The 11,897-nt window shown below is 48.5% G+C and carries 12 protein-coding genes; 10 read left to right on the forward strand and 2 right to left on the reverse strand.

Annotated elements, in window-relative coordinates:
- Positions 1-23 precede the first annotated feature (23 nt).
- Complete coding sequence (locus tag QYB97_RS07045) at positions 24-575, forward strand: peptidoglycan-binding domain-containing protein (protein WP_301165269.1); 552 nt, start codon at positions 24-26, stop codon at positions 573-575.
- A gap of 63 nt (positions 576-638) precedes the next feature.
- Here the strand turns inward: QYB97_RS07045 and QYB97_RS07050 are convergent, their stop codons facing one another.
- Positions 639-1,100: a universal stress protein gene (locus QYB97_RS07050; RefSeq protein ID WP_301165270.1), complete on the reverse strand. Its 462-nt coding sequence runs from the start codon at positions 1,098-1,100 to the stop codon at positions 639-641.
- Positions 1,101-1,202: 102 nt separating this feature from the next.
- Entirely contained in the window at positions 1,203-2,318 is a 1,116-nt protein-coding gene (locus QYB97_RS07055) for a CdaR family transcriptional regulator (protein ID WP_301165271.1), read from the reverse strand.
- A gap of 143 nt (positions 2,319-2,461) precedes the next feature.
- Between QYB97_RS07055 and QYB97_RS07060 the strand changes: the two genes are divergently transcribed.
- The 9 genes from QYB97_RS07060 to QYB97_RS07100 all read left to right on the forward strand — a co-directional run bounded on the left by QYB97_RS07060 (position 2,462) and on the right by QYB97_RS07100 (position 11,885).
- Positions 2,462-3,625, forward strand: coding sequence for a glycerate kinase (locus QYB97_RS07060; protein ID WP_301165272.1), 1,164 nt, complete (start codon positions 2,462-2,464; stop codon positions 3,623-3,625).
- Positions 3,622-4,752 carry a 2-keto-3-deoxygluconate permease gene (locus QYB97_RS07065; RefSeq protein WP_301165273.1) on the forward strand — a complete coding sequence of 377 codons (1,131 nt, stop codon included), beginning with the start codon at positions 3,622-3,624 and terminating at the stop codon, positions 4,750-4,752. Before QYB97_RS07060 ends, QYB97_RS07065 begins: the two co-directional genes overlap by 4 nt.
- A gap of 27 nt (positions 4,753-4,779) precedes the next feature.
- Positions 4,780-6,063: a nickel-dependent lactate racemase gene (gene larA / locus QYB97_RS07070; RefSeq protein ID WP_301165274.1), complete on the forward strand. Its 1,284-nt coding sequence runs from the start codon at positions 4,780-4,782 to the stop codon at positions 6,061-6,063.
- Entirely contained in the window at positions 6,029-6,865 is an 837-nt protein-coding gene (gene larE / locus QYB97_RS07075) for an ATP-dependent sacrificial sulfur transferase LarE (protein ID WP_425589766.1), read from the forward strand. The genes larA and larE overlap by 35 nt, the downstream gene beginning before the upstream one ends.
- A gap of 13 nt (positions 6,866-6,878) precedes the next feature.
- On the forward strand, positions 6,879-7,574 hold the full coding sequence (gene larB / locus QYB97_RS07080; protein ID WP_301165275.1) for a nickel pincer cofactor biosynthesis protein LarB: 696 nt from the start codon (positions 6,879-6,881) through the stop codon (positions 7,572-7,574).
- Positions 7,555-8,448, forward strand: a complete 894-nt coding sequence (gene larC, locus QYB97_RS07085) for a nickel pincer cofactor biosynthesis protein LarC (protein WP_301165276.1) — start codon at positions 7,555-7,557, stop codon at positions 8,446-8,448. The genes larB and larC overlap by 20 nt, the downstream gene beginning before the upstream one ends.
- 580 nt (positions 8,449-9,028) lie before the next feature.
- Positions 9,029-10,048: a TRAP transporter substrate-binding protein gene (locus QYB97_RS07090; protein ID WP_301165277.1), complete on the forward strand. Its 1,020-nt coding sequence runs from the start codon at positions 9,029-9,031 to the stop codon at positions 10,046-10,048.
- A 12-nt stretch (positions 10,049-10,060) separates the two neighbouring features.
- Positions 10,061-10,603, forward strand: coding sequence for a TRAP transporter small permease (locus tag QYB97_RS07095; protein WP_301165278.1), 543 nt, complete (start codon positions 10,061-10,063; stop codon positions 10,601-10,603).
- A gap of 4 nt (positions 10,604-10,607) precedes the next feature.
- Entirely contained in the window at positions 10,608-11,885 is a 1,278-nt protein-coding gene (locus QYB97_RS07100; protein WP_301165279.1) for a TRAP transporter large permease, read from the forward strand.
- The last annotated feature ends 12 nt before the right edge of the window (positions 11,886-11,897 follow it).

An 11,897-nucleotide genomic window follows, 5' to 3' on the forward strand; every position in this document is an offset into this window, starting at 1 on the left:
TAAAAAGAGAGGGGTCGTAAATAATGAAAAAAATGATTGCATCTGTTTTAACTGCTTCTGCATTGCTCATGGGAGTTCCTTCTGTGGCCGGAGCCCAGGCTGCTCACGATTACTCCATTTTTCAGCTTCCAAGGTCCGGAGTCCTTAAATCCGGTGATCATGGAGAAAACGTAAAAATTCTTCAATGGGCATTAAACAAAGCGATTAATGCCGGGCTGAAAACAGACGGAATCTTTGGCCCTAATACAAAGAAAGCCGTCATTGCCTTTCAAAAAAGCGCAAAATTGGTTCCTGATGGAATCTACGGAAAAAAGACGCATGCTGCGTTGTCTGAAAAAGTGAACTCCTATGGCTTTCCAGAAGTCGTGCTGAAGGAAGGCAGCAAGGGCACTGCGGTAAAAATCCTTCAAAAGGCGCTTAATGACATTGGATCCTCACTCAGCGTGGACGGCATTTATGGTCCGAAAACGAAAGCTGCTGTCCTCAAGTTTCAAAAGAAATACCCGGAGCTTAAAGATACCGGGATTTTTGATGCACCAACACGACTTCTTTTGGATAAAGTTTTGCACGACTAATCTAAGGTTCGTGCACCCGAAAAAGCTTGCAGCTGTTTCACTAGCCTGCAAGCTTTTTCTCTGTCACTTGGTTATGAGTACCGGGCATTCTGCTTCTGACAGCACCTGTTGGCTTACACTTCCAAGCACCATCCGCTTCAGCCCGCTCAGCCCCCGGCTTCCCATAACAATCAAATCGATATCATGAATTTTGGCATAATCACAAATGGAACGCGCTGCGTTTCCTTCAAGAATTTCTGTTTTCACATGATTTGTATAGTCCAATGCCGTATTTCTTGCCTCTTCAAGTAACTTCTCGCCATGTCCTTTTTCGCTAGCTGCGGCGTCTCTTACATCCTGCTCAATCGATCCCTTGTAGGCAGCCATCGTAAATCCTTCTCCATATAACGGATAGGCCGGTTCAGCCAGCACATGGGCAAGTGTCAACTCGCTTCCTGCGCTTTTTGCCAATTCTGCCCCATATTGCAGGGCTTGTTGACTTCCTTCTGATCCGTCTAGGGCAATAAGAACTTTATTATACTTCATTTCATTCGCCTCCTTAGCAAACTACGTGCGGGGCTGAAACGTTCGTATACTATTCTCATAACCTATTTCGGATTGTCCTAAACAAAAAAGAAAGAGCAGGTCCTAAACATGAGCCAGCTCTTTCTTTTTTTGGTCTTTTTCCAGAATCCAGAGTGCCATTTGCAGGGCAAAGGCATCCTTGAATTTCCGGGGATCATAACCCGTTTCTTCTTTTATTTTGTTGAGTCTGTAAATGAGGGTATTCCGGTGGATGTGAAGGCTGTCAGCGGTTTGCTGCAAATTCAAATGATGATCCAAAAAGCACTGCAGTGTGTCTGTTAAGGAAAGCACGGAGTTCAGCAGGACACGGCGCGAAAGCCTGTCTGCTGCAACAGGGTTCAATTGGTGAATCAGCGCCTGGGCTTCAAGCTCTGCAAATGAGAGGACCTCTTGCTTTGGATCCCCGATTTCGAAAGCAAGGATGCAGTCTTCATATGATTGATGAAATAATTCCAGAGAGGAAAACGGGGTGCTGGAGGCCATTCGGAATTTGAAATGATGCAACTTCAGCACCTGCAGGACCGCTTCCCGCTTCTTTTTTCCATCTGCTTCTTTTTGGTACGAAAAAGCGATACATAATCGTTTCGTATGTACAAATCCCACCAGGCAGGAATACGATCCCGCTGCTTTTTCCAGCTGGTGGATCAGCACCGAGCGAGAAAGGGAAGGACCTTCGTCGAGTTCAATCACAAGCGTCTGGAGTGTGGAAGGCAGTTCGATCTTCAAAAGGGCAAGCCGCCTGAGGACATGTTCAATGGATGGCTGCTCGTTCAGAAGATCCTCGATAATCATATCCTTTGTCCGCTGCTGCCATTCCGTCTGGCTGGCCATATAGGACTGCTTCACCATGAGTTCAGTAGTCATTTTTACAAGGCCAGCCACATCTTCGATTTCCTTTGGGTTACCGGTGATGCCGATGACCCCGACAATCTGCTGGTCAAAGACAATGGGAAGGTTAATCCCCGGTTGGGCGCCTCTCCATTTCCCTTCGTGGTCCATGGGAACGGTAAAAGCCTGTTCGCTTCGCAGCACCTCGAGAGCCCCCTCATGAATATGGTAGAGCCGGGATGAATCGCATGACGCGATAATAATGCCCTTGCTGCTCATGATGTTCACATTGCGGTTCAGCCGCGCAGACGTTTCCTTTACGATCATTTCAGCGATTTCAGTCGTTAGCATAGCGCTCTCCTTTGGTTATATTCTACAAAAAATCATGAAAAATAAGAGCGATTTATAGAGGTTATAACCATAGATTTATAATTTTCAGACAAGTATACTATAACCAACCATTAAATGAAAGCGTTTTCTAAGGAGGTTCGAGGTTGAAGATTGTGATTGCGCCAGATTCATATAAAGGAAGTTTATCGGCAATGGAAGCAGCAGCAGCGATTCAACGGGGGGTAAAGAAGGCTGATCCTTCCATTGAAACGGTTCTTGTGCCGTCTGCAGACGGCGGAGAAGGAACGATGGACACACTTGTTGCCGCGACTGGCGGTGAGAAGAAAGAAGTGAGGGTAACAGGTCCGCTGGGCCAAGATGTGACGGCGTCCTATGGCATATTGGGTGACGCCGGCATGTGTGTGATTGAAATGGCTGAAGCCTCGGGGCTCTGCCTGCTTTCAGAAGAGGAGCTTAATCCGCTTGCCGCGAGCACATTCGGGACAGGGCAGCTCATTAAACAGGCACTGGATGATGGGTTCCGCTCGTTTATTCTCGCCATTGGGGGTTCTGCCACCAATGATGGCGGTGCAGGAATGCTTCAGGCGCTTGGTATGAAGCTTTTAGATCGAAATGGAACTGAAATTGGTCCTGGCGGCGGTGAGCTGGTCCATCTGGAAGCCATTGATGATTCCGAATTTGACCAGAGAATCAAGGAGAGCACCTTCCTTATTGCATCAGATGTTGAAAATCCTCTTGTAGGGAAATCGGGTGCTTCTGCTGTATTTGGACCGCAGAAGGGAGCTACAGCAGAAATGGTCAGTGTGCTGGATCAAAATCTTTGCCACTGGGCAGATCAAGTGGAGGGGCTGACAGGCATACGACTGCATGATTTACCGGGTGCCGGAGCAGCAGGCGGGATCGGAGGAGCATTTTTGGCCTTTTTTTCTGCCCAGATGAAGCGCGGGGTTGATATCGTCACAGAGTATGCCGGTCTTCCCGAAGCCCTTCAGGGAGCTGATCTTGTCATAACCGGCGAAGGCAGGGTGGATTCTCAAACGGCATCCGGAAAAACACCGATGGGTGTAGCGCAGAAAGCCATAGAAAAAAACGTTCCGACTTTCATTCTTGCCGGCTCGGTCGGCGATGGCGTGGACGTTCTCTATCAATACGGCATTATCAGCATCACGAGCATCATTCAGCAGCCACTGACCCTTCAGGAAGCTATGGAACAATCGCCTCAATTGCTGGAGTATAGTGCAGAACAGCTTGTCCGAACGTTTATTCATACCAAACCAATAAGTGAAAGCGGGGTTTTTACACTATGAAACTTAAACAGACGATTGAAAAAGTACCCGGGGGGCTAATGGTAGTTCCATTGCTGTTCGGGGCGCTGCTGAATACCATTGACCAGCTTCATCTGAAGCCGGTGATGAATTTTTTGAAATCGCTGGGTGTTGCCAAAACGGAAGAAGGCTACTATGAGTTTTTGCGGATCGGGGGCTTCTCTCAGGAACTGTTTAAAGACAGTGCGCTCGTATTAATAGCGCTCTTCCTTTTTTGTGCAGGGAGCCAGATGAACTTAAGGGTTGGGGGAGCGGCACTGAAGAAAGGGATCATGCTTACCACTTCCAAGTATTTAACCGGATTGGCGGTCGGTCTGCTCTTTGGTTATTTCTTTGATCCGATGCACGGACTGTTCGGACTTTCCACCCTGGCCATCATTGCGGCCATGACGAACGGAAACGGCGGAATGTATGCGGCGCTTACCGGACAATACGGGAACCGTTCCGATGTTGGAGCGGTGGCGGTCCTTTCATTGAACGACGGACCGTTTTTTACACTCATGTCACTAGGCCTGCTCGGTTCAAGCTTTCCGATCATTTCCTTTATCGCCGTGCTGCTGCCGATTGCCATCGGAATGATTCTCGGAAATCTGGACGAAGACATTCGGGACTTCCTGAAGCCTGGAGAAATTCTTCCAGTACCGTTCTTTGCTTTTGCTTTGGGCGCGGGAATGAACCTTGCGAGCTTCTTCAATCCGTCTGTCGTGACAGCAGGTCTGACGATTGGATTAATGACAACCATTCTAACGGCGACGACAGGCATTCTTGTATTTAAACTATTTAAAGAAAAAAGCTATATTGCACCGGTTTCGGAAGCGTCCACGGCCGGAAATGCCGCAGGTACCCCGGCAGCCATCGCGGCAGCTGCCTCTGTTGCAGCAGGTTCAGGTATGATGAGCGCTGCAGAAGCACAATCGTACCAGGATATTGTAAACATAGCGACCGCGCAGATTTCCATTGCCACCCTGACGACGGCTATTTTATGTCCGATTGCGGTGATTCTTGTAGATAAATGGCAAAAGTCGAGAGGAATCGACGGCAAGCTGGAGAAGTTTGAATTAGAACGATCAAACCATAAAGAGAAAAGCGTACCGTCAACTTCAGCGTAAGAGCAGTTAAAAAGGAGAGAACAACCTATGGAGACAACTTTGTTATACGGAAAAGAAGGGCTGAAGCTGAATCTCCCTGAGAACACGTTTGTTGTAGAACCGAACAACCTTCCTGGGGTTGAGAACAAAGAGCAGGCAATTTTGTATGCATTGCAGAATCCGATCGGTGCTCCTTCACTGAAGGAGAGTGTGAAGGCGACAGACAAAGTAGCGATTGTGATCAGCGATATTACAAGACCAACACCCAATGACTTGCTCGTTCCTCTGCTAATACAGGAACTGGATCATGTGCCGCTCGAGAACTTTGTGATTATTAATGGGACAGGCACTCACCGTGACCAGACGGAGGAAGAGTTTGTACAAATGCTTGGCCAGTGGGTCGTGGATCATATCAAGATTGTCAATAATCACTGTCATGATCCCGGCTCACTCGTCAATGTGGGAAGAAGCAAGTTCGGCTGCGATGTTTATTTGAACAACGACTATGTGGAAGCCGATTTCCGCATTGTCACAGGATTTATTGAGCCTCACTTTTTTGCCGGATTCTCGGGCGGTCCAAAAGGCATCATGCCTGGCATTGCCGGCATCGAAACCATTATGACGTTTCATAACGCGCGCATGATCGGGGATCCCCGATCCACCTGGGGCAATATGCAGGATAATCCCGTTCAGGAGATGACACGGGAAATCAATGCGATGTGCAAGCCGCATTTTATGCTCAACGTAACGCTGAACCGGGAAAAGGAAATTACCAATGTGTTTGCCGGGGAGCTGTATGAAGCCCATGACAAGGGCTGTGCGTTTGCCAAGGAACATGCTATGATCCGCTGCGATGAGCGGTTTGATGTCGTTATTACCTCCAACTCCGGGTATCCGCTTGACCAAAATTTGTATCAGGCGGTTAAAGGAATGAGTGCTGCGCATAAGATCGTTAAAGAGGGCGGGGCCATTATCGTTGCCTCGGAATGCTCAGACGGGCTGCCGGACCATGGAAATTACTCGAAAATATTTCAGTTCGCGGAGACACCACAGGAGCTGCTGGATCTGATCAATGATCCTGATTTTAAAATGTTCGATCAGTGGCAGGTTCAAAAGCAGGCGGTTACCCAGGTGTGGGCGGATGTTTATGTTTATTCCAAGCTGACCGATGAGCAGGTAAAGGGAGCCATCCTCAAGCCGACACATGACATTGAGGGAACACTTGACGAACTGAAAGAGAAATACGGACCTGAGATGACCATCGCGGTGCTGCCGCTCGGGCCGCTTACCATTCCTTATGTGGAAGAACGGAGGGGTTCTGTTGTTGGATAAGTATGAAAAGCTGCAGGATATTTTACGAGAAATGAAAACCGTAGTAGTCGCTTTTTCGGGTGGGGTGGACAGTACCTTCCTGTTAAAAGTAGCGCTTGATACCCTCGGAAAAGAAAATGTGCTTGCGGTCACCGCAGACAGTGAGACCTATCCGTTTGAGGAACTGCAGGAGGCGAAAAGGTACGCAGCAATCCTCGGGGCACGCCACGAAGTTATCGAAACTTCAGAGCTCAGCATCCCGGGCTATTCCGAAAACACCTCCAACCGCTGTTATTTTTGCAAAAAGAGTCTGTTCGAGCATCTGATCCCGATCATGCATGAACATCAGTACGAAAATATCGCGTTTGGCTTGATAGCCGATGACATGGGCGAACACCGGCCGGGGACGAAAGCGGCAAGAGAGTACAATGTGCGCGGGCCGATCCAGGAGGCTGGTTTGTTCAAAAGCGAAATACGGGAGCTTTCCCAGCAGATGGGGCTTCCTACGTGGGATAAACCTTCCTTTGCCTGCCTGTCTTCAAGGATTGCTTATGGCGAAGAAATCACCATCGAGAAGCTGAGAAAAGTGGACCGCTCCGAACAGGCCATCCGCGCCCTCGGCATCCGTCAGGTACGCGTCCGCACCCATGGGGACATTGCCAGAATCGAAGTAGAGCCACAGGAAATGAACAGGCTTCTTCAACATCACGAAGAAATTACCAAACAGCTGCAGGAGCTTGGCTACAGCTATGTCACGATGGACCTGAACGGCTATAAAAGCGGCAGCATGAACAAAGTGCTGGCTGAAACCAAAACAACGTAGAGAAGGAGATTTCATGGAAAAATTCGAAGACCTCGGCTTCAGCAAGGTGGATCTGGACCGCGAGAAGCGCACCGGCTACCCTGAAGTCATTTATGGAGAAGGAAAAACAGCAGATCAGATAAAAAAAATTATGGAAACTTTGATTGATAACCATGGAAAGGCCATGGTTACCCGGCTTGCCAAAGAGAAGGCAGAGGTACTGCTTGCCGTGTATCCTGATGCTCATTACCACGACGTCTCCAGAATTCTTTTATACGGACCACCGCGTGAGAAATACGGCGGAGATGTCATGGTTGTCGCGGCAGGCACCTCCGACCTTCCCGTGGCTGAGGAGGCGGCCATTACCGCCGACTGGATGGGCTGCAAGGTCAACCGCGTGTACGACGTCGGGGTAGCGGGGATTGACCGTCTTCTTGCCTACCGCGAAGACATCACAAAAGCCAGTGTGCTGATTGTTGTGGCCGGCATGGAAGGAGCACTGCCCAGTGTAATCGGTGGCATGGTTCAGCGGCCGGTCATTGCCGTTCCGACTTCCGTGGGGTATGGCGCCCATTTGCAGGGACTTACGCCACTCCTTGCCATGCTCACCTCCTGTGCTTCGGGAATGAGTGTGGTGAACATCGATAATGGTTTCGGTGCCGCCTACCAGGCAGCGCTTATTTTAAAACTCGCAAATGAGGGGGTTGCCAATGAAACAGCTTTATCTTGATTGCCAGTATGGCATTTCGGGGGATATGACGCTTGCCGCGCTGCTTGACCTTGGCGCTGATCTTTCCTATGTCACTGAGCACCTGAAACAACTTCCAATTGATTCATTTCACATGGACACAAAGAAAACCGATAAGCGGGGAATTTTCGCCAGTTTTCTGGATCTTCAGTTTGAGGAAAACGAACTGGTGGCCGCTCATGTCCATGAAGCAGGACACAGCCATACACATGACCACAGCCACTCGCATGATCATCATCACGAGCATGGCCACTCGCATGACCATCATCATGACCACAGCCATTCGCATGCTCATGATCACAGTCATGATCACAGTCATGACCACGAACATGATCACCACCATGACCATGTTCACCGGAAAGCATCCACGATTTTAGAGATGATTGAGACAAGCGCGCTTCCTGACCGGGTAAAGGAACGAAGCCGTCGTGTATTTGAAGTGATCGCGGAAGCTGAGGGTAAAATCCACGGCATGGACCCGAAGGAAGTTCACTTTCATGAGGTGGGCGCCATGGACTCCATCATTGATGTGATCGGAGTATGCCTCGCTCTTGAAGATTTGCAGATTGATAGAATCACAGCCTCACCTGTCCCGACTGGGTATGGCAAGGTGAAAATGGCGCATGGACTCTATCCCATTCCGGCCCCGGCTACTGCCGAAATACTTAGAGGAGTGCCGCTTGAAGCCTTTCATGTAAAGGGTGAGCTGACCACACCAACCGGAGCGGGCTTCTTAAAGGCCCTTGCCAATGAGTATGGATATATGCCGCCTCTTGTCATCGAGAAAATCGGCTATGGAGCAGGACAAAAGGACTTTGAGCATCCGAATGTGCTGAGAGCGATCCTTTTTCAGTAATAAAGGGCGGGAGCGGGCAAAGTTACTCTCTCCCGTGCCTTTTTAGAGTTGTTTACAAGATTGAGAGCGTTATTGGTGATTGGAAAGAGGGTATTATCCTGGTTTACTGGCCGGAATCAGAGAATTACTGGCTGCTTTTGAGAGAATACAAGCCAGAATTAAAGATTTACTGGCGAGAATGAAACATTTACTGTCCGCGCACCTGGTGCGCTCTGTAATATACCACACTGGGGTATATCCCGTAGACAACCACAATTACTTTCAACTTAAAAATAGTAAAATCAGACTATTTTCAGAAAGTTACAAAAACGAATTGACATGCTTTGACAAGATGTACTATGATTATCACAGTTAAACAGAACGCGGTTTTATATTATAAAACATCCATGATGCTGCACCTCCAGAAAGTAACCAGCCATTTTATAAAAGGGGCAGTGTCTTTTGTTTGCGAAGTGATGAGAACAGGGTTTTATATTATAAAACTAACAGTCCTCCGCTATTCTACTTTTCTATTTTTTTGCAGTACGGTGGTAACGCTTTCAAAAAGCAAAAACCAAACGAAAGGGTGGTTAGGTTGAAGATGAAGAAAAGCTTGGGTGTAGTAATGGGCATCATGCTGATGCTGTCACTGGTTCTCTCGGGATGCGGCAGCAAATCTACTTCCTCGTCTGGGGAAAAAACAAGGACCATAAAAATCGCCAACTATTTTGCAAAGGATCATCCGCAAAATGTGGCACTGCGGGAAAAATTCAAGCCGATGGTTGAAAAGGAATCCGGAGGCAAGCTGAAGGTTCAGATTTATGACAACAGCACGCTCGGTGCCGAAAAGGAATTTTACGACGGTGTCCGAAACGGGACCATCGAAATGGGAATTCCCGGACTGATCATGCAGGCGGATATCGAAAAAATGGCGGTTCCCGAATGGCCATTCCTTTTCAAAGACTATAATCATGTGAAAAAGGTGCTCAACGGCCCAATCGGAAAAGAGCTGACCGAGGATCTTGAAAAGAAGCACGGTGTTAAACCGCTGGCCTGGAGCGCCAATGGTTTCCGAATGTTCTCAAGCAGCAAACCCATTCATAACATGGGTGACTTTAAAGGGATGAGAATGAGAATGCCAAACATTCCAAACTACATAGAGCTTGGCAAGCTGCTTGGGATGAATGTAACGCCGATGCCGATTTCCGAAGTGTTCTCGGCGCTGGAGCAAAAGGTGGTAGACGGTCAGGACAACCCGATCGCCACGTTAAAAGCCTCAGGCTGGTACGAGGTGCAGAGCAATGTACTCGAATCCAATCACATGTTCAGCCCCAACATCTACATCATCAACAGCAAATTTTTCAACAGCCTGTCCAAAAAACAGCAGGGAATTATTGAAAAGGCATCCAAAGAAGCGGCAGATTATGAATTTGGCCTGATGGAAAAAAGCTACGACAAAGACAAGAAGGATCTTGAGAAGGAAGACATTAAATTCACCACTCCTGATGCTTCTTTTAAACAAGACATGGAAAAAGCAGCGGATCCGCTCTATAAGGACTTTTACAAAAAGTACCCTTGGGCCAAGGATCTCGTAGCCAAGATCAAAAAAGAAGCTGAATAAGGGGGAAGTACTATGCTTCAGAAAATAAGCAGGGCCGCAAACGGCCTCCTGAATGGAGCCATCGCCGTCTCTCTGGCCTCCATGGCTCTTCTGGTGTTTGGGAATGTCGTTTTGCGGTACGCCTTTAACTCGGGAATCACATGGTCTGAGGAAATGTCCCGCTTTCTGTTTGTCTGGATGGTGTTCTTTGGAGCCATTGCCGCTCTGAAGGATAAAATGCATCTCGGTGTCGATCTGGTCGTCAACCTTCTGCCAAAAACACTGAAGCGAATCGTGTTTGTCATCAGCAATCTGTGTGTGCTGTTTATCCTTTGGCTTTTGCTTGATGGAAGCTGGAAAATGACGGTGCTTAACATGGACAGCATCGCTCCTGCAACCGGCATCTCCCTTTCCTGGGTGTACGGAATCGGACTGGTGACAAGCCTTGCCATGGCAGCAATTATCATTACCAATATGGTAAAAGTCCTTTTTGCCAAAGACAAAGACGATTCTTTCAAGCTCATTGCGGCAGTGGATGATGTCAGCGTGGAACAAAAAGAGATAAGGGAGGGATAAGGATATGCTCGGTGTATTTTTAGGATCACTGTTTGGCTCGCTCGTTTTAGGTGTGCCAATCGCCTTTGCGCTGATCTTGTCAGGTGTCGCACTCATGTTCATCATGGGTACGTTCGACAGCCAGATCATCGCACAGAACCTGATCAACGGGGCCAACAACTTTTCCTTGATGGCCATTCCTTTCTTTGTGCTGGCAGGTGAACTGATGAATGCCGGCGGGATCTCCAAAAGGATTGTCAGCTTCGCGATGGCGCTGGTCGGCCACATTCGCGGCGGCCTTGGTTTTGTAGCTATCATTGCGAGTGTGCTGTTTGCCGGTTTGTCAGGGTCAGCGGTGGCTGATACCGCAGCTCTTGGCGCCATTCTTATTCCGATGATGGTGTCCAGGGGATACAAAATCGATCGTTCCACTGGCCTGATCTGTGCCTCCGGAATCATCGCCCCGGTTATACCGCCAAGCATTCCGATGATCATTTTCGGGGTAACGAGCGGGGTTTCCATTACCCAGCTTTTCATGGGGGGAATCATTCCCGGCATCATGATGGGAGGCGGGCTGCTGATTGTTTGGGCATTCCTCGCCAGAAAGGACGATACTGCCAAGCTGCCAAAGCGGAGTTCGGGAAAAGAAATTCTTAGTGCCATCAAACAGGCAAGCTGGGCGCTTTTCCTTCCCGTTATTATTATCGGAGGCTTGCGCGGCGGTATTTTCACACCGACTGAAGCGGCAGTGGTCGCTGCCTTTTATGCCTTGTTTGTCGGACTGTTCGTCTACCGGGAGATTAAAGTGAAGGAATTGTACAGCGTGCTTGTGGCAGCCGCGAAGACGACCAGTGTGGTTATGTTTGTTGCTGCGGCAGCGATGGTTTCCGCCTGGCTCATTACAGTGGCCAATGTTCCAACTGAGATTGCGAACATGCTGAGCGGTGTTATTGAGCACCCATTAATGCTGCTTCTGTTGATCAATCTGCTCCTGCTTGCCGTCGGATTGGTTATGGATTTAACACCAGCGATTCTTATTTTCACACCGGTGCTTCTTCCGGTCGTAAAAATGGCGGGGATCGATCCCGTGTATTTTGGAATTATCATGGTCATCAACCTGTGTATTGGATTGATTACACCACCAGTTGGAACGGTCCTTTATGTAGGCTGCGGAATCAGTAAGATTGATATCTTGCAGATCACCAGGGGAATACTTCCATTCCTGCTTGTTCATGTGATTGTTCTTCTCTTATTGATTCTGTTTCCGAGCATAATCATGGTTCCTCTGCAGTGGCTTACTTAAACGAAGGAAGGT

This window comes from Fictibacillus fluitans (assembly GCF_030418125.1).
Lineage (GTDB): Bacteria > Bacillota > Bacilli > Bacillales > Fictibacillaceae > Fictibacillus_C > Fictibacillus_C fluitans.